The following is a 17,900-nucleotide window of genomic DNA, read 5'->3' as shown; positions in this document are numbered from 1 at the left end:
CTGCCCCCGCTCGGTGTCCCCTGCCGACCGTCCCGACCAGTCCGACCCGCCGATCAGCGGCGGACAAGGAGAGAAGTCCCATGAGCCCCACCACCCCCACCCCCTCCCCGGGGAACCGGCCCGGTCCGGACGACGCCCGGGCCGCCACGGCCGTCGTCCTCGACGCCGTGCACAAGAGGTACGGCGAGCGGCACGCCGTCGACGGGGTGTCCCTCACCGTGCCGCGCGGCGAGTTCTTCGGTCTGCTCGGCCCCAACGGGGCGGGCAAGACGACCCTCGTCGAGATCATGGAGGGCCAGCGCGAGGCGGACTCCGGCACGGTCACCGTGCTGGGCGCCAGTCCCTGGCCGCGCAACCCCTCGCTGCTGCCCCGGCTCGGCGTGCAGACCCAGACCTCGGCGTTCTTCGTCCGCCTCACCGCCCGCGAGCACCTGCGCACCATGGCCGCCCTCTACCGCACCGACCACGCGGCGGCGGAGCGGGCGCTGGAATCCGTCGGCCTCACCGAGCAGGGCGACACCCGGGTGGACGACCTGTCCGGCGGTCAGCGCCAGCGCCTCGCCATCGCCTCCGCGCTGGTCCACGAACCCGAGCTGATCTTCCTGGACGAGCCGACCGCCGCCCTCGACCCGCAGGCCCGGCGCGCCCTGTGGCAGGTGCTGCGCGATCTCAAGGGCGAGGGCCGCACCATCATCTACACCACCCACCACCTCGACGAGGCCGAGGCGCTGTGCGACCGGGTCGCCATCATGGTCGAGGGTTCCGTCGTGGCCCTGGACAGCCCGGCCCACCTCATCGCGGCCGCCGCCCCCACCACCCGGCTGGTCGTCCCCGACGACCGGCTCACCCCCGCCCAGGCACGTGCCATCGAAGGCGTCGACAACGTCACCGAGGAACCCGGCGCCCTCGTGCTGGAGACCCTCGAATCCGGCAAGGTCCTGGCCGCGATCGACGCCCTGGCCGGACTCCGGGGCGTCCAGACGCGCACCGCCGACCTGGAGGACGTCTACCTCGCCCTCACCGGCGCCGCCGAGGCCGCCGGAGCCGACGGCGCCGCGCGCCCGTAGGGCGTGTTTCGAAAGTCCCGTCCGGCCCGCGACGCCTGGCACGGCGCCTCGCCACGTTGCCGGGATCATCCACGTACGCCCAGTACGAGGACGACCCTCCGCCTTGCGATGCACCGCACCGGACGCCGCAGGCCCCGCCCTTCGGGCGGGCGACGCTACTTCCGAAACACGCCCCAGCCCGTTCCGCCCGCGATCCGACCGGACCGCCCCCGCCCCCGGCGCGCCCCGCGACGCGCCCGCGCACCCCGCAGCGCGACCCCGCGCCCCCAGCAGTGATACGGAGACACCCCGATGAGCGCATACACGGCGCTGAGCCAGGCCGGATACCGGGCCTACACACGCGACAAGACCACGCTCTTCTTCACCTTCGCCTTCCCACTCATCTTCCTCGTCGTCTTCGGGCTGATCTTCCACGGCCAGACGGTCGAGCAGAGCGGCAAGCCCTACATCAACTACATCGCCCCCGGCGTCCTCTCCTGGGGCGTCGGCAACGCCGCCGTGTTCGGCGTCGGCTTCGTCCTCATGCAGTGGCGGCGCGACGACATCCTGCGCCTCATCCGGATGACCCCGACGCCGGTCTCCGCCGTCCTCGCCTCCCGCTACGTCCTGGCGCTCGGCATCGGCGCCGTGCAGTCCGTGCTGTTCGTGTCCGTGGCGCTGCTGCCCTCGTTCGGGCTCCAGCTCGACGGCCGCTGGCCGCTCGCCCTGCCCGTCCTGGTCATCGGCATCACCGCCTTCCTCGCCCTGGGCGTCATCGTCGGCAGCTACGCGAAGACCCCCGAGGCCGTCGCCGCCGTGGCCAACTGCCTGATGATCCCGATGGCGTTCCTGTCCGGCTCGTTCTTCCCGCTGGACGCCATGCCGGACTGGATGCAGAACCTCTCCCGCGTGCTGCCGCTGCGCTACCTCAACGACGGGATCTCCGGCGCCCTCACCGGCGGCGGCACCACGGGCGACATCTGGCTGGCCTGCGCGGTGCTCGCCGGATTCGCCGTCGTCCTGTGCGCGATCGCGCTCAAGACCTTCCGCTGGAGTGACAAGTCATGACGACGGCCATCGCCCCCGCCCCCGCCGTGCCGCCCGTGCCCGGCGAGACCCCGCTGGAGGCCGCCCGGGCCGGGCTCCACGCCGAACTCGGCCGCCGGTACCGGGAGACGACGGCCGCCGAGGGCCTGCCCGCGCCGCTCGTCGTGCCGCTCGGCGCCGCCGACACGCTCGGCCACGGCAGCCCCGACCCGTACGCCGACGTCCGCCCGGCCGCCAACGTCCAACTGACCTCCCGGGCCGTGCTGATCGGCCCCTGGGGCGGCGGACCGGACGCCACCGCATGCGGGCAGTGCCTCGCCATGCGCTGGCAGCGGCTGCGCAGCCGTTCGGAGCGCGAGGCCCTGGAACTCGGCCACCGCCCGAACGGAGCCGTCCACTGGCCGGTCCTCACCCCGTACGCGGCCGACGCCGTCTGGGCCGTCTACCGCGCGGTCCTCGTGCCCCTCCCGGCACTGGGGCGTGTTTCGAAAGTCCCGTCCGGCCCGCGGCGTCCGGCACGGCCCCTCGCCACGTTGTCGGGATCGTCCACGTACGCCCAGTACGAGGACGACCCTCCGCGTTGCGATGCACCGCACCGGACGCCGCGGACCCCGCCCTTCGGGCGGACGACGCCGCTTTCGAAACACGCCCTGGGCGGCACGCACGACCTGACCGACGCCACCGCCGCCGACCGCGCGCTGCCCCGCGTCACCCGGATCGATCTGGTGACCCTCGCCACCGCGACGTTCCCGATCCTGCCCGAACCCCTCTGCCCCTCCTGCGTCCAGGAGGTCCCCGACACCGCCGACGCGGCCCGGATGGACCTCGGCCCGGCCCCGAAGCCGGACCCCGACGGCTACCGGCTGCGGCCCCTGTCCTCGTACCCGCTGCCGACCGCCGCGCTCGTCAACCCGGTGTGCGGCACCCTCGGCTCCGACCTCTGGATCAACCCGACGTCCACCACCACGGCACCGGCCGCCGGAACCCATTTCGTCCGCGGCTACGCCGGTCTCAACGACGTCACCTGGAGCGGCCAGGCCAACGGCTACGACACCAGCCGCCTCCTCGCCCAGCTGGAGGGCCTGGAACGGTACGCGGGCACCAAACGCCGACGCGGCACCTCGCCCGTGATCGGCAGCTACCACGAACTGGCCGACCGCGCCCTGGACCCGGCCGCCTGCGGCCTCTACGCCCCCGAGACCTACGCGACCGACCCCATGGTCTCCCCGTTCGACCCCGACCGGCCCATCCCCTGGGTGTGGGGCCATTCCCTGCGCGACGACCGCCCCGTCCTGGTGCCCGCCCGGCTCGCCCACTACAGCGCGGGGGTCGAGGCCGACAACTTCGTCTTCGAATGCTCCAACGGCTGCGCCACCGGCGGCAGCCTGGAGGAGGCGATCCTCTACGGGCTGCTGGAGATCGTCGAACGCGACGCCTTCCTGCTGGCCTGGCACGGCCGCACCCCGCTCACCGCGATCGACCTCGGCACCTGCCGCTCCCCGGCCGTCCGCAGCATGATCGACCGGGCCGCGCTGCACGGCTACGACGTCCACGCCTTCGACACCCGGATGGACCTGGCCGTCCCCGTCGTCACCGCCCTCGCGGTACGCCGGGACGGCGGACACGGGACGCTGTCGTTCGCCGCCGCCGCCGGGTTCGACCCCGAGGCCACCGTCGAGTCGGCGCTGTCCGAAGTCCTCACGTACATCCCGCACCTGCCCTACCAGGTCGCCGAGCGGCACACCGAACTCACCGCCATGGCGGCCGACTTCACGCTCGTTCGGCAGCTCAAGGACCACGCCCAGCTCTACGGGCTGCCGGAGATGGCCGTGCACGCCGAGGAGTACCTGGAACCGGTCGCCGTGCTCCCGTCGGCGGACGCCTTCGCCGACTGGGAGCCCCGGCGCCCCCGCACCGGAGACCTCCTCGACGACCTGAACCTGCTGCGTGACCAGCTCGTCGCCGCCGGGCACGACGTCATCGCCGTCGACCAGACCACCCCCGAACAACGGCGGATGGGCCTGCACACCATCGCCGCCGTCGTCCCCGGCCTGCTGCCGCTCGACTTCGGCTGGACCCGGCAGCGGGCCCTGTTGATGCCCCGGCTGCGGACCGCGCTCCGGGTGGCCGGGCGACGGGCCGACGACCTGCCGGAGTCCGAGATCAAGCGCGTCCCGCACCCCTTCCCGTGATGCCCCTTCACAACGCCCCGCACGAGGCACCTCGTGGCCGCGGCGCCGGCCGGAGGCCGGCCGAGGAACGGCCACCGCAGCACGCAAGCCCCCTTCGCGCCCCGGGCGCGAAGAGGGCTTGCGGACGTGCGGAGCGTGCGCGATCGGTGAGTCGATCAGGCGCAGCAGGAGGTGGTGCTGGTGGTGCTGGAGCAGGTCGACGTCGAGGAGCAGGACGTCGAACCGGCCAGCACGACCTCCGCGGCGTCCGAGTAGTCCGAGATCTCGAAGGTCTCCGACTCCAGCTCCAGGATCTCGTCGGCGAGGGTGGCGAGCTCGGTCTTGGGGGCCATGGTCTTCTCCCTTGGTCCACGGGGACGGGCCGGCGGCTCCGGCACCGTTCCCCCGCTCTGACGCCATTGCAGCGGGAACCGCTGTCAGATCGGCCGCGGTTTCGCTGTCAGATCGCTGGCACCCCATGACAGCGGAACGCGGGAATCCTGAAGACGGGGCGGCGCAGGCTGTCGACGCCGGCCCCACACGTGCCCGGCGGGCCCGGATCACGACCGGCCCGCCCAGCGGAACGAGGTGAGTTGACATGCGGGAGCACCTCCCGTCCCCTCCTGGCGCCCCACCCACACCTGGTTCTCCCGACGCCCCGTGCCCACCCGGCACCCGGCCCGCCGCCCCGGCGGACGGGCGGCAGGCACCGTCCCGCCCACCGGCCCCGGCGGTACCGCGCGAGGTCCTGCGCCCGGCGCTGGAGCTGTACCTCGACGCGCACGCCCACCCCGAACCGTCCGGGGGCGAGCGGCGCACCGCGGACCTGTTCGCCGCCCGGCTGGCGGCGAGCGGCTGCGAGGTGACCCGGAAGGTCGGCGGCGGCCACGGCCTCGTGGGCGTGCTGCGCAACGGCAGCGGCCCGACCGTCATGCTCCGTACCGAGCTCGACGCCCTTCCGGTCACCGAACGCACCGGCCTCGCCTATGCGAGCACCGTGCCGGGCGTGATGCACGCCTGCGGCCACGACCTCCATCTCGCCGCGGTCGCCGGGGCGGTGGCCGAACTCGCCCGGACCCGCTCCGCGTGGCGCGGCACGGTCCTGGTCGCGGGCCAGCCGTCCGAGGAGAGCCTGACCGGTGCGCGGGAGATGCTGGCGGACGGCCTGTACGAGCGGTTCGGCACCCCGGACGCGGTCCTCGCCCAGCACACCTCGCCCGCGCCCGCGGGCACCCTCGCGCACGCCGCGGAGTTCCGTACGCCGCTGATGGCGGCAGGTGCGATGGCGGACATCACCCTGCACGGGCGCGGCGGCCACGCCGGCACCCCGCACCTCACCGTCGACCCGGTCCTCACGGCAGCGGCCACGGTGCTGCGGCTGCAGTCCGTCGTCTCGCGGGAGACCGCCCCGGCCGAGCAGGCGGTGCTGACCGTCGGCGCGCTGCGCGCCGGAGGGCCCGGCAACGTGATCCCGGAGACGGCACAACTCTCCCTGTGCGTAAGGGCGTCGAGCGAGCACGCGGTCGACCGGATGACGGCCGCCGCACGGCGGATCGTGCGGGCCGAATGCGCGGCGTCCGGCTGCCCGAGGGACCCGGACTTCACCATCACCGCCCGCTCGCCCGCCCTGCTGACCGATGCGACGGCCACGGCCGCCGTGCGCCGGGCGCACGAGGAGTCGTTCGGCCCGCACCGGGTCGGCGACTGCGGCACACTCACCGCCACCGAGGACTTCGCGTGGTTCGGCTCCGGGGGCGTGGCTACGGTGTACTGGCTGCTCGGCGTCACGGGGGCACGGCAGTGGCGCGCGGCCCGGGACGGCGGACCGCCGGTCCCGTCCAACCACGCGCCGGACTTCGCCCCGGACGTCCGTACCGCCCTGCCGGCCGGGATCGCGGCCATGGCGTCGGCCGCCCGGCGGTTACTGGAGCCGGAAGGGGGCACCCCGTGACCCGTCCCACCGGGGAGGCGGCATACGGGACGGGCCGCGACCGCGGCCACATCGACCTGGTGACCGTCCGCCGCGACAGCACCGCCCCGACCGGCGAGACCACCGTCGTACGGCTGCTGAGCCTGCTCCCCGCCCACTGGGCCTGCGCCCCCCGGTCCGTGGGGGCCGACCGGATCGCCCTGCGCATCGCCCTGAGCCGTACCGTCGACGACGGCACGGTCCGGCGGGCCGTCGCCCGTGCCCTCGCCGACCGGGCACTGGACGGCTGGGCGCAGGAACCGTGAGGCGGGGCCGTGCGTCAGATCCAGCCGCGCTCCCGGGCCAGCAGGGCGGCGTGGGCGCGGCTGGCGGCGCCCAGGGTCTGGAGGAGATCGGCGACGTGCCGCCGGTACGTCCGCACCGAGACCCCCAGCTCGCGGGCGCCCGCCTCGTCCTTGCCCACGGTGCACATGGACACCAGGACCCGCCGCTCGATCTCCGACAGGCCGTCGTCCGGAGTCCCGCCGTCCGCACCGCTCGCCCGCGAGAGGTCCTCGGCCTGGTCCCAGATCTTCTCGAACAGGGCGATGATGTTGCGCACCAGGCCGCCGCGGTGGGCGAGCAGCGCCCCGCGCGAGGTGTCGTGCGGGTCCAGCGGGACGAGGGCGGCCTTGCGGTCGTAGACCAGCAGCCGCTCGGCGCTGTGCTCCGTCACCCGGATCATGGCCCCGTTCTCGGCCAGCTCCCGCAGATACGCGGCGGTCGCCGGATCGTGCAGCGCCGCCCGGATCACGACGTTCCGGATCTTCACACCGCGCCGCAGGCACCGCAGGTCCAGCGGGCGCGAGCGGGCGATGTTCTCGGCCGACAGCTTCGTGTACGGCTCCACGGAGAGGATCTCGTCCCTGGCGAAGAACGCCAGGTCGTCGATCCGGTCGCGGATCTGGTCGAGGCCCTCCAGCTGCTCGATGCCCGGCGGAGGGGGTCTGCGCGCCCCCTGCTCCGCGCGTAGACCGTCGATCACATGGCGTGACCGGGTGACGCGCTGCAGTTCCTGGTGGAGGGCGTGCAGGCGTAAATCGATGAGCCTGGCCACCGCGACCTCCGGGTCGATCGGGAAGACGCGCAGGTCGGGGCCCTCGGGGTGGAGGAGCCCGAGTTCCTGGAGCCGGTCGACGCATGTGCGCGCCGCCCGCGGGTCCGTGCGCAGCAGGAGGTGCAGATCGTCGGTGGCGGTGCCGGGGTTGCGGAGGAAGTGCCGGTAGACCTCTTCCTCGGCCTCCGAGACCCCGAATATGGACATCTCGTTCTCGCCCATGCGCGCCCCCGCTGCCTGGTCCCTGTCGGCCGTGCGCTCCCGGCGGTCGCCCGTGAGCGCTGTTCCACGGCTGCCGTACTGACTGCCTGTGCAACTTTTGCGGAATCTTTCGGCCAAAGAGTAGACGCTGAGATCATTTCTGTGAGGGGGCCGGACACAACTGTGTGCGATGCGGAGATGAACGGTGTGCGTCCCGCGACGAGCGGCCCGGCATACGCGACGGATGGTCCGGACCGGGGATACGAGGCCCTGCCGCGCCCGGCCGGACCGGGACATGGGCCCCGCCGCCCGGCCGGATCGGGATGCGGTGCCCCGCCGTCCGGCCGCCGGAATCGCGCCACCCGCTTCCGTCGCGTCCGTCGTGACGGGCCCGCCCCGCCGCCGACGCGATCAGGCCGCGCCCCGGCCACCGGCGGGCCGCGCGCCCCGACTCCGGGCGACGGCGCCTCCGGGCGGTCGCGGACCCGGGTGGAGAGACCGCGACCACGGCCGATCGCGATCCCGGTCGACCACGATCACGGGCGATACCGGGCGCGGTCCCGGGCGATTGCGGGCGCGGCTGTCACGGGGGAGTCGTAGGCTGGGATCCCCGGCCCGCCGGGGGTGGCTCCCGGATCACGCCGGGCCGGAGGCCGCCCCCCGTACGTGTCGGGTCCTTCGCGTTGCCCCTGACCCGACAGCAGCCGGTTGCCGGGTCCCCGGGCTCGTTAGACCTCGTTACCTCGTTACCCGGACGGAAGCCTTCATGAGTCTGCACGGTCTGCTGGATGTCGTCGTACGTGACCCGGCACTCTCCGAAGCGGTGAAGGCCGCCGACGACGGTCACCGGATGCACGTCGACCTGGTCGGGCCGCCCGCCGCCCGCCCCTTCGCCGTGGCCGCCCTGGCCCGTGAGTCGGGCCGGACCGTGCTCGCCGTCACCGCGACCGGCCGCGAGGCGGAGGACCTGGCGGCGGCGCTGCGCGGCCTGCTGCCGCCGGACACCGTCGCCGAGTACCCGTCCTGGGAGACCCTGCCGCACGAGCGGCTCTCGCCCCGCTCCGACACCGTGGGCCGCCGCCTGGCGGTGCTGCGGCGCCTCGCGCACCCCAGTGCCGACGACCCGGAGACCGGCCCGGTCAAGGTCGTCGTCGCGCCCATCCGCTCGGTGCTCCAGCCGCAGGTCAAGGGCCTGGGGGACCTGGAACCGGTCTCGTTGCGCACCGGGGGGAGCGCCGATCTCGGCAGTACCGTCGACGCGCTCGCGGCAGCCGCGTACTCCCGGGTCGAACTGGTCGAGAAGCGCGGTGAGTTCGCCGTGCGCGGCGGCATCCTGGACGTCTTCCCGCCGACCGAGGAGCACCCCTTGCGGGTGGAGTTCTGGGGCGACGACGTCGAGGAGATCCGCTACTTCAAGGTCGCCGACCAGCGTTCGCTGGAGGTCGCCGAGCACGGCCTGTGGGCCCCGCCCTGCCGGGAGCTGCTGCTGACCGGCGAGGTGCGCGAACGGGCCGCCGCCCTCGCCGAGCGCCACCCGGAGCTGGGCGAACTGCTCGGCAAGATCGCGGAGGGCATCGCGGTGGAGGGCATGGAGTCCCTCGCTCCGGTCCTCGTCGACGACATGGAACTGCTGCTCGACGTGCTGCCCGCCGGGGCGATGGCACTGGTCTGCGACCCGGAGCGGGTGCGGACCCGGGCCGCCGACCTCGTCGCCACCAGTCAGGAGTTCCTCCAGGCGTCGTGGGCGGCGACCGCGGGCGGGGGAGAGGCCCCGATCGACGTCGGCGCGGCCTCCCTGTGGGGCATCGCGGACGTCCGGGACCGGGCCCGCGAGCTGGGCATGATGTGGTGGTCGGTCTCCCCGTTCGCCGCCGACGAAGCCGATGAGGACACCGACACGCTCAAGCTCGGCATGCACGGCCCCGAGGCGTACCGGGGCGACACCGCCCGCGCGCTCGCCGACACCAAGGGCTGGCTCGCCGACGGCTGGCGCACGGTCTACGTCACCGAGGGGCAGGGGCTCGCCTCCCGCACCGTCGAGGTGCTGGGCGGGGAGGGCGTTCCGGCCCGGCTGGACCCGGACCTGACCGAGGTCTCGCCGTCCGTCGTGCACGTCTCCTGCGGCGCCCTCGACCACGGCTTCGTCGACCCGGAGCTGCGGCTCGCCGTCCTGACCGAGACCGACCTCACCGGCCAGCGCACCGCCACCAAGGACCTGGGCCGGATGCCGGTCCGCCGCCGCAAGACGATCGACCCGCTGACGCTGGAGACCGGCGACTACATCGTCCACGAACAGCACGGCGTGGGCCGGTACATCGAGATGGTGCAGCGCACGGTGCAGGGCGCCACCCGCGAGTACCTCCTCGTCGAGTACGCCCCCGCCAAGCGCGGCCAGCCCGGCGACCGCCTCTACATCCCCACCGACCAGCTGGAGCAGGTCACCAAGTACGTCGGCGGCGAGGCCCCCACCCTGCACCGGCTCGGCGGCGCCGACTGGACGAAGACCAAGGCGCGCGCCAAGAAGGCCGTCAAGGAGATCGCCGCCGACCTGATCAAGCTGTACTCGGCCCGGATGGCGGCCCCCGGCCACATCTTCGGCCCGGACACCCCCTGGCAGCGCGAACTGGAGGACGCCTTCCCGTACGCGGAGACGCCCGACCAGCTCTCCACCATCGCCGAGGTCAAGGCGGACATGGAGAAGTCCGTTCCGATGGACCGGCTGATCTGCGGCGACGTCGGCTACGGCAAGACGGAGATCGCGGTCCGGGCGGCGTTCAAGGCGGTCCAGGACGGCAAGCAGGTCGCCGTCCTCGTCCCCACGACCCTCCTGGTCCAGCAGCACCACGGCACGTTCACCGAGCGCTACTCCCAGTTCCCGGTCAACGTACGGGCGCTCAGCCGCTTCCAGTCGGAGACCGAGTCCAAGGCCACCCTCGAAGGGCTGCGCGACGGCTCCGTCGACCTGGTCATCGGCACCCACCGACTGTTCTCCTCCGAGACGAAGTTCAAGGACCTGGGCCTGGTCATCGTCGACGAGGAGCAGCGCTTCGGCGTCGAGCACAAGGAGCAGCTCAAGAAGCTCCGGGCGAACGTGGACGTCCTCACCATGTCCGCGACGCCCATCCCCCGTACGCTCGAAATGGCCGTGACGGGCATCCGCGAGATGTCGACGATCACCACGCCCCCGGAGGAGCGCCACCCGGTCCTCACCTTCGTCGGCCCGTACGAGGAGAAGCAGATCGGCGCCGCCATCCGCCGTGAACTGCTCCGCGAGGGCCAGGCGTTCTACATCCACAACCGCGTCGAGTCGATCGACCGCGCCGCCGCCCGGCTGCGCGAGATCGTCCCCGAGGCGCGGATCGCCACGGCACACGGCCAGATGTCCGAACAGGCCCTGGAGCAGGTGGTGGTGGACTTCTGGGAGAAGAAGTTCGACGTGCTGGTCTCCACGACGATCGTCGAGTCCGGCATCGACATCTCCAACGCCAACACCCTGATCGTGGAGCGCGGCGACAACTTCGGCCTCTCCCAGCTCCACCAGCTGCGCGGCCGGGTCGGCCGGGGCCGCGAGCGCGGTTACGCGTACTTCCTCTACCCGCCGGAGAAGCCGCTCACCGAGACCGCCCACGAACGCCTCGCCACCATCGCCCAGCACACCGAGATGGGCGCGGGCATGTACGTCGCCATGAAGGACCTGGAGATCCGCGGCGCCGGAAACCTCCTGGGCGGGGAACAGTCCGGTCACATCGCGGGTGTCGGCTTCGACCTGTACGTCCGCATGGTCGGCGAGGCGGTCGCCGACTACCGGGCCTCCCTCGAAGGCGGCGTCGAGGAGGAGGCGCCGCCGGAGGTCAAGATCGAGCTCCCGGTCGACGCCCACGTCCCGCACGACTACGCGCCCGGCGAGCGGCTGCGCCTCCAGGCGTACCGGGCCATCGCCTCCGCCTCCACGGAGGACGACATCAGGGCGGTCCGCGAGGAGCTCACCGACCGCTACGGCAAGCTCCCCGAACCCGTCGAGAACCTCCTCCTGGTCGCCGGCCTGCGCATGCTGGCCCGCGCCTGCGGCGTCGGCGAGATCGTGCTCCAGGGCCCGAACATCCGCTTCGCCCCGGTCGAACTGCGCGAGTCCCAGGAGCTGCGCCTGAAGCGCCTCTACCCCAAGACGGTCCTCAAGCCGGCCGTCCACCAGATCCTGGTCCCCCGCCCCACCACCGGAAGGATCGGCGGCAAGCCGGTCGTGGGCCGCGAACTGCTGGCGTGGACGGGGGAGTTCCTGACGACGATCCTGGGGTCGTAGCCGAGGACGCCCCTGCCGCCTGGCCTCGCCGCACGCGTTCGGCGAGGCCAGGCGCCGTCATGGCGTGAGGGACGCGGCGGGACTTCTGAACGCGGCCCACATGGTCTTGCCGACGACGTGATGGTCGACTCCGAAGTCGTCGGCGACTCCACTCACCAGATGTAACCCGCGCTCGGAGCAGGCTGACCGCACTGCTATGCGCGAAAAGCGGCAAGGCCTGATCTGTGGGACCCGGCTCGCCCACGGTGTGATGCGACAGACCGGTATGGGGGCGACGAAGGGAGAGTCGGTATGGGCGGTGTTGAGTGGGTCAGCACCTCGGTGCCGTACCTCGCGGGGTCTGCCGGTACAGGCGGCGACGCGTGGGCGGCGGAGGCTGCGGCGGAAGGGCGCCGGGGGAGCCAGCGGATCGTCCGGGCGGGCGAGACGGCACGTCGGCACTCCTGGCCGAGCTGGGCTATCCACCACGGCTCAGCGTGGGCCGGATCTCCGCCCGGATCCCCACGCAGGAGCAGTACCAGGCCCTGCGGCTGCCCGGTGATCTTCCGGTGCTCCGCACGCTGTGCGTGGTCTTCAGCGACGAGCGGCGCCCCGTCGAAGCGACCGTCATGGTCAAGGCGGGGCATCTGTACGAGCTGCAGTACGAGTTCACGGCGGAGTGACCGTCCGCGTCGGCGGACGTGAAGGAGATGCGCTGCCTGCCTTCTGGGTGCACTCGACTGCGGCGGTCCGGCGTTTCCGTCCCTGTGGGGTGCTCCAGGCAGCGTGTTCGGAAGCTGCGGGCATGCCGCTGATCAGGGAAGTTTACGGGCCGGGCGACGGCGGTGCCTTGGAAACGCTCACCAGTGCAACACTCACGGGCGCAGCACACATCGACGTGACATACATCGATGCGTGTTACGGACAGTAGTCGAATGCCTCCGAGTGGAAGTCGTCTCATGGTGGGCAGTCGCTTCTCCGGGCGCAGTGCCTTACGGGCGACCGGAGGTCGTAGAAGCCCGGCTCCGTGTGCGGCGCCATGCCTGACCCGGCCCCGACGGCGGGCGGTGCTCCCTCGGTGTGCCGCGCCGCGAACTGTGTGATTCAGGCCGCATCCTGGCCGACGCGCGTGTGAATACCCGTCAAAACGGGAGTCATTTGTACGATTTACTGGTTTGACTTTCTCCCTGTCAGGACGGTTTCGCGTGAGATCTCCCCGTACGTACCGAGTGATGCTGCCCGCGCTCAGCGTGGCGGCCGTATTGGCCCTGGCGGGCTGCGACTTCGAGGTGGGGTCGCCGTCCTCCGACACCGGACGGAAGGACGGCGGGGCGGACGGTGGCGGCCGGGCGGTCGGCGGATTCGGCGCGAGCCCGCTGGAGAACCCCGACGGCACGAAGCCCGGCCTCGCTCCGCTCACGTCCGAGGCGGACCGGGCGGCGGGCCGGAAGCTCATCGAGAAGGTGGCGACGAAGGGCCGGGGGCCGAAGACCGGCTACGCGCGCGACAAGTTCGGCTACGCCTGGAAGGACTCGGTCGACGGGATACCGCTGGCCCGTAACGGCTGCGACACCCGCAACGACCTCCTCGCCCGGGACGGCAAGGAGCTGAAGTTCCGCTCCGGCTCGGACTGCGTGGTCGTGTCGATGACCCTCAAGGACCCGTACACCGGCTCCACCCTGGACTGGCGCAAGGAGAAGGCCGCCAAGGTCCAGATCGACCACGTCATGCCGCTCTCGTACGACTGGCAGATGGGCGCCTCCCGCTGGAACGACGCCAAGCGGCAGCAGATCGCCAACGACCCGCTCAACCTCCTGCCCGTGGACGGCCCGGCCAACAACGCGAAGCGGGACTCGGGCCCCGCGTCCTGGCTGCCGCCGTACAAGCCGGTCCGCTGCTCGTACGCGGTGCGGTTCGCGCAGGTGTCGCTGAAGTACGAACTGCCCGTCACCGCCGCCGACAAGAAGGCCATGCTGGAGCAGTGCGGAGGCTGACGCGCCGACGTGCCGCGCGTCGGCCTCCGCACCTCGTGCGTGCCCCGTACCCCGTGCGTGCCCGCCGGTGAGTCCCCCGTGGCCCACCGGCGGGCACGCACGGTCGGCCGGGTCAGCCGGTCGGGTTGTCCGGGCCGACGATGTCCTTGGGGGCGGGCGCCTTCGCCTCGACGGGCTCGTCGAAGTCGGAAAGCGTCATCTTCGTCGGCTCCTCGCTGCTCCTGACGTCGACCTGGAGGATGTACGGTTCGCCCTCGGCGGCCACCAGCATCGTGTAGGTGTCCTCGCCGTCCTTCTCGACGAGGCGCAGCGCGCGTCTGCCGTCGACGGTGGTCTCGCCGGCCTTCTCGGCCACGTCGTCGTTGGCCTCGAAGTCCTTGAACATCGTGGCCAGCTCGCAGAGTTCGAGCATGTCCTTGCTGTCTGGATCCGAGGCCTTCGACTTCATCCAGCGGCCCGCGAGCGTGTCCACCGCCGCGTCGACGTCGGCGGCGGGCCCGCCCTTGGACTGTTCGCGCAGCATCGCCTCGTCGAACTTCGTGTAGACGGTGCCGCCGATCTTGCGGATCTCGATGGTCCCGGCCGGACCGATGGACATGGTTCCCGCGCAGTCGCCGGGCAGGGCGGCGGCGAGGCGCGCGGAGACCGGGCCATCGTCCGACTTCGTCTCGATGGCGAGGTTCATGGACTTCGCCTTCTCCGTGGTCTCGATGGCCTTGTTGACGACCTCGGGACCTGACATGTCCGCGAAGGGGGCGGGGGTCTTGGACGGGGAGGGGAGGTCAGAGCTTCAGGTCCCACTGGGTGGCGTCGTAGGTGAACCCGGGGTTGACCTCGACGGTCAGCTTCTTGGCGTCCGCGGGGGCGTCGAAGGCGAACTCGACCGTGGCCTTCTTGCCCGGCAGGACCGTGCCGCTGAAGCCCTTGCCGACCTTGTCGTCGAAGATCTGCTCGGCCTCCACGCCGTCCTCACCGGCCCGGGCCGCGACATCGACGAGGGCGGCGTCGAACTTCTCCTTGCCCGCGTTCTCGATGACGACGGTGACGCGGTACGCCTTGTTGCCCTTGGTGTGTCCGATGGCGTACTCGTTCGGGGCGTACGTGGTGGCGTCGTCGACCGTGACCGTCAGGTCGTCGTCGTACACGGCCGAGTCACCGGCCTCCAGCGCCTTGCCGGTGTCCTTCTTGCCGTCCTTGCCGGCGCCGCCGTTCTCCGTGTCGCTGCCGGGCTTCGGCTTCGCGGAGGCCGTGGTGTCCGACACCGTCTTGTTGATCTCGTCCACCGCGTCGCCCACGGCCTTGAACGTGATCACCGCGCCGACCACGGCCAGGATCAGCGAGACCAGGCCGAGCACGGCGCCGAAGGTGGCCACGCCCTTGTTGGTGGCCTCGCCGCGCTTGGCCCGGCCCCGGCCCGACAGGCCCAGGATCAGGCCGATGACGCCCAGGATGCCCGCCAGCCAGAACAGGAGCGGGATCAGGCCCGACACGGCACCGATGACGCCCAGGACGAGTGCGGCGATGCCCAGCCCGTTGCGCGCCGGGCGCACGCCCGGCTGCTGGGCGGGGCTGTACGGCTGCTGAGGCTGCGGGGACTGCGGCGACTGCGTGAATTCGGACATGGGTGTGCCCTCCGGCGAAAGACGGGACGAAAAGCGGGGTGTGAGCGGATCGATGCGTCGCCGTTGTTCGGCGGCGGGTCAATAAGAGCAGAGGTTGTGAACCGAGTCAACGCGGTTCACAATGAACAGGTCGATGCACGCTGTGAATCGGTTTCGTGTGAACGGCATCGGTATGCTCGCCGTCACCGCACCACGCCGAGGGCCAGGACCAGGGCCAGGACCAGGAGACAGTCAGTGCCGGAGAACTCGACAGAGGTGACCGCTGCCGGGATCGCCCGACTCGCGGGTGTGGGGCGCGCCGCCGTCAGCAACTGGCGGCGCCGTCACGCCGACTTCCCCAAGCCCGTCGGCGGCACCGAGACGAGTCCGGCCTTCTCGCTGTCCGAGGTCGAGCAGTGGCTGCGCGACCAGGGGAAGCTCGCCGAAGTCCCGCTCCGTGAACGGGTCTGGCAGCAGCTCGCCGGGCATCCGCTCGGCCCGGTCCCCGCCCTGGTCCACACCGGCTGCGCCCTGTTGGTGCTGCGGAACGACCCCGCCGCCTGGCGGGAGATCGCCGCCGTGCCCGACGAGGCGATGGCCGGTGTGCTGTCCCTCGTCCTCGACGACGTGCTCACCGAACGGTTCGGGCCCGCCGAGGAACGCGGACGGGCGGTTCACACCCCTGGTCGTGCGGAACTGCTCCCGTCCGTCGCGCTGCTGCGGGGTGTCGCGGAACTCGCCGCCGAGAACGGCGCCCGGGACACGTTCGAGTTCCTGCTGGGACGTCAACTGGACGCGAACCCACGTCAGTACACCCTCACGCCCCCCGGACTCGCCGCGCTCATGGCCGCGTTGGCGGACGCCGGGGAACGGCCCGCCCGCACCGTCCTCGACCCCGCGGCGGGCACCGGCGCCCTGCTGTGCGCCGCCGAGCGCCGCGACGCCCTGTACGCGCAGGAGTCCGACCCCGACCTCGCCTCCCTCACGGCGCTCCGCCTCGCCCTCCACGACGACGCCGGTACGGGCCGTACCATCCGCGTCCGTACGGGCGACACCCTCCTCGCCGACGCCTTCCCGCGGCTCTCCGCCGACGCGGTGCTCTGCCACCCACCGTTCAACGAACGCAACTGGGGCCACGACGAACTCGCCTACGACCCGCGCTGGGAGTACGGCTTCCCGGCCCGTGCCGAGTCCGAACTCGCCTGGGTCCAGCACGCCCTGGCCCGTCTGCGGGAGGGCGGCACCGCCGTGCTCCTGATGCCGCCCGCCGCCGCGTCGCGCCGCTCCGGGCGCCGTATCCGCGCCGATCTGCTGCGGCGCGGCGCCCTGCGCGCCGTCATCGCGCTCCCGGCCGGTGCCGCGCCCCCGTACGGCATCCCGCTCCACCTCTGGGTGCTGCGCAAGCCCGGCAGCGGAGTGCGCCCCTCGCCGCACGTGCTGCTCGTCGACACCGCCGAACCGGCCGAACCGGCCGCTCCGGGCCAGTCGGCCACCGCCCCGGCCGGCGGGCGCGACCGGCTCGACTGGCAGGCGGTGCACGCCGTCGTGCTCGATGCCTGGCAGTCGTTCGTGGGCGAGGGGATGGGAGCCGAAAGCGGCGCGGCCGAGGGGCGGGCGGACGACACCCGGGGCCGTGCCCGCGGCCGGGAAGAGGGCTGGAGGGAGGGCCGCCGGGTCGTTCCCGTCATCGAACTCCTCGACGACGACGTCGACCTGGCCCCCGCCCGCCATCTCCCGCCACCGGCGGCCACGAGCGGCCCCGCCGAACTGATCCGCGTACGGGAACGGCTGGCCGAGACGCTCGGCCTCACCGGCACGCTCACCCCGCCGCCCGTGGTCCCCTCCGAGCCGGCGCACTGGCCGCTCACCACCGTCGGTGAACTCGCCCGCGCCGGCGCGCTCCGGCTGTACACCGGCGGCTCCGGCGCGGGTCCCGGCTCCGCCCCCGTCCTCACGGAGCACGACGTGCTCGGCTCCACCGCCCCCTCGGGCAGCCTCCCCGCCGACGGCCCCTCCGAGGAACCGGTCCTCGTCGAAGCGGGCGACGTCGTGGTGCCCGTGCTCGGGGGCGGTTCCGTCGTCCGTGTCATCGACGACGCCACCGCCGGGGCGGCCCTGGGCCGCAATCTCCAACTGCTGCGCCCGGACCCGGCCGCCCTCGACCCCTGGTTCCTCGCCGGGTTCCTGCGCGGCACCGCCAACACCCGCCAGGCCAGCAGCTACGCCTCCACCGCCACCCGGCTCGACGCCCGCCGCCTCCAGCTGCCCCGCCTGCCGCTCGCGGAACAGCGCGGGTACGGGGAGCGGTTCCGCGCGCTGGCCGACTTCGAGGAGGCGCTCAGACTGATCGGCCGCCTCGGCGGCCGACTGGTCCAGGGGATGTACGACGGGCTGGCGGACGGCACGGTCGCGCCGAAGTGAGCGGCCGTGCGGAAGTGATCGGAACCACAACGGTTCCGTACAACCCGGGGCCGATTGTCGGTGTCGCCCTTTACCGGGACTCTTGCAGAAAGCCCCGGCGTTCACGCCAGGGAT

12 protein-coding genes and 1 pseudogene are annotated in these 17,900 nt (G+C 72.6%); 9 read left to right on the top strand and 4 right to left on the bottom strand.

All coding sequences use genetic code 11. From position 1 onward, the window contains the following. Positions 1-80: 80 nt before the first annotated feature. From AB0E67_RS26970 to AB0E67_RS26960, 3 genes are all read left to right on the top strand, one after another. Entirely contained in the window at positions 81-1,067 is a 987-nt protein-coding gene (locus AB0E67_RS26970; RefSeq protein ID WP_362031313.1) for an ABC transporter ATP-binding protein, read from the top strand. Between the two features lie 291 nt (positions 1,068-1,358). Then, positions 1,359-2,114, top strand: coding sequence for an ABC transporter permease (locus AB0E67_RS26965; protein WP_360109845.1), 756 nt, complete (start codon positions 1,359-1,361; stop codon positions 2,112-2,114). Next, positions 2,111-4,285, top strand: coding sequence for a TOMM precursor leader peptide-binding protein (locus tag AB0E67_RS26960; RefSeq protein WP_362031311.1), 2,175 nt, complete (start codon positions 2,111-2,113; stop codon positions 4,283-4,285). The genes AB0E67_RS26965 and AB0E67_RS26960 overlap by 4 nt, the downstream gene beginning before the upstream one ends. A gap of 155 nt (positions 4,286-4,440) precedes the next feature. Here AB0E67_RS26960 and AB0E67_RS26955 read toward each other — a convergent pair whose 3' ends face one another. Continuing rightward, positions 4,441-4,617, bottom strand: coding sequence for a thiazolylpeptide-type bacteriocin (locus AB0E67_RS26955; RefSeq protein WP_073790073.1), 177 nt, complete (start codon positions 4,615-4,617; stop codon positions 4,441-4,443). A 245-nt stretch (positions 4,618-4,862) separates the two neighbouring features. Between AB0E67_RS26955 and AB0E67_RS26950 the strand changes: the two genes are divergently transcribed. Both AB0E67_RS26950 and AB0E67_RS26945 read left to right on the top strand, forming a co-directional pair. After that, entirely contained in the window at positions 4,863-6,215 is a 1,353-nt protein-coding gene (locus tag AB0E67_RS26950) for an amidohydrolase (protein WP_362031309.1), read from the top strand. Next, positions 6,212-6,499: a hypothetical protein gene (locus tag AB0E67_RS26945; protein ID WP_362031307.1), complete on the top strand. Its 288-nt coding sequence runs from the start codon at positions 6,212-6,214 to the stop codon at positions 6,497-6,499. Before AB0E67_RS26950 ends, AB0E67_RS26945 begins: the two co-directional genes overlap by 4 nt. Positions 6,500-6,513: 14 nt before the next feature. Here AB0E67_RS26945 and AB0E67_RS26940 read toward each other — a convergent pair whose 3' ends face one another. Further along, positions 6,514-7,512 carry a helix-turn-helix transcriptional regulator gene (locus tag AB0E67_RS26940; protein ID WP_362031305.1) on the bottom strand — a complete coding sequence of 333 codons (999 nt, stop codon included), beginning with the start codon at positions 7,510-7,512 and terminating at the stop codon, positions 6,514-6,516. Between the two features lie 745 nt (positions 7,513-8,257). Between AB0E67_RS26940 and mfd the strand changes: the two genes are divergently transcribed. From mfd to AB0E67_RS26925, 3 genes and pseudogenes are all read left to right on the top strand, one after another. Continuing rightward, positions 8,258-11,791 (top strand): transcription-repair coupling factor, encoded by a 3,534-nt coding sequence (gene mfd, locus AB0E67_RS26935; RefSeq protein WP_362031303.1) that lies wholly within the window; start codon positions 8,258-8,260, stop codon positions 11,789-11,791. 428 nt (positions 11,792-12,219) lie between these two features. Beyond that, positions 12,220-12,453: pseudogene (locus AB0E67_RS26930) on the top strand (UTRA domain-containing protein); the annotation flags it as partial. Between the two features lie 549 nt (positions 12,454-13,002). Continuing rightward, positions 13,003-13,764 (top strand): HNH endonuclease family protein, encoded by a 762-nt coding sequence (locus tag AB0E67_RS26925; RefSeq protein ID WP_362031344.1) that lies wholly within the window; start codon positions 13,003-13,005, stop codon positions 13,762-13,764. A gap of 112 nt (positions 13,765-13,876) precedes the next feature. On the opposite strand, the gene AB0E67_RS26920 is transcribed toward AB0E67_RS26925, so the two are convergent. After that, a complete protein-coding gene (locus tag AB0E67_RS26920) occupies positions 13,877-14,506 on the bottom strand; it encodes a hypothetical protein (RefSeq protein WP_362031301.1) in 630 nt (209 codons plus the stop codon). A 40-nt stretch (positions 14,507-14,546) separates the two neighbouring features. Further along, a complete protein-coding gene (locus tag AB0E67_RS26915) occupies positions 14,547-15,386 on the bottom strand; it encodes a DUF4190 domain-containing protein (RefSeq protein WP_362031299.1) in 840 nt (279 codons plus the stop codon). A gap of 234 nt (positions 15,387-15,620) precedes the next feature. Here AB0E67_RS26915 and AB0E67_RS26910 point away from each other — a divergent pair, with 234 nt between their 5' ends. Then, positions 15,621-17,786, top strand: coding sequence for an N-6 DNA methylase (locus AB0E67_RS26910; RefSeq protein ID WP_362031297.1), 2,166 nt, complete (start codon positions 15,621-15,623; stop codon positions 17,784-17,786). Positions 17,787-17,900 lie beyond the last annotated feature (114 nt).

It is taken from the genome of Streptomyces sp. NPDC032161 (genome assembly GCF_040636995.1).
Classification (GTDB): Bacteria; Actinomycetota; Actinomycetes; order Streptomycetales; family Streptomycetaceae; genus Streptomyces.
The sequence above is the reverse complement of the archived record's forward strand: the minus strand, read 5'-3'. Positions and strand labels throughout refer to the sequence as shown.

Excerpts from the sequence above, each read along its gene's own strand:
- AB0E67_RS26955 (WP_073790073.1), bottom strand. The coding sequence starts at position 4,617 with ATGGCCCCCAAGACCGAGCTCGCCACCCTCGCCGACGAGATCCTGGAG.
- AB0E67_RS26965 (WP_360109845.1), top strand. The coding sequence starts at position 1,359 with ATGAGCGCATACACGGCGCTGAGCCAGGCCGGATACCGGGCCTACACA.
- AB0E67_RS26970 (WP_362031313.1), top strand. The coding sequence starts at position 81 with ATGAGCCCCACCACCCCCACCCCCTCCCCGGGGAACCGGCCCGGTCCG.
- mfd (WP_362031303.1), top strand. The coding sequence starts at position 8,258 with ATGAGTCTGCACGGTCTGCTGGATGTCGTCGTACGTGACCCGGCACTC.
- AB0E67_RS26940 (WP_362031305.1), bottom strand. The coding sequence starts at position 7,512 with ATGGGCGAGAACGAGATGTCCATATTCGGGGTCTCGGAGGCCGAGGAA.
- AB0E67_RS26920 (WP_362031301.1), bottom strand. The coding sequence starts at position 14,506 with ATGTCAGGTCCCGAGGTCGTCAACAAGGCCATCGAGACCACGGAGAAG.
- AB0E67_RS26950 (WP_362031309.1), top strand. The coding sequence starts at position 4,863 with ATGCGGGAGCACCTCCCGTCCCCTCCTGGCGCCCCACCCACACCTGGT.
- AB0E67_RS26915 (WP_362031299.1), bottom strand. The coding sequence starts at position 15,386 with ATGTCCGAATTCACGCAGTCGCCGCAGTCCCCGCAGCCTCAGCAGCCG.
- AB0E67_RS26960 (WP_362031311.1), top strand. The coding sequence starts at position 2,111 with ATGACGACGGCCATCGCCCCCGCCCCCGCCGTGCCGCCCGTGCCCGGC.
- AB0E67_RS26925 (WP_362031344.1), top strand. The coding sequence starts at position 13,003 with ATGCTGCCCGCGCTCAGCGTGGCGGCCGTATTGGCCCTGGCGGGCTGC.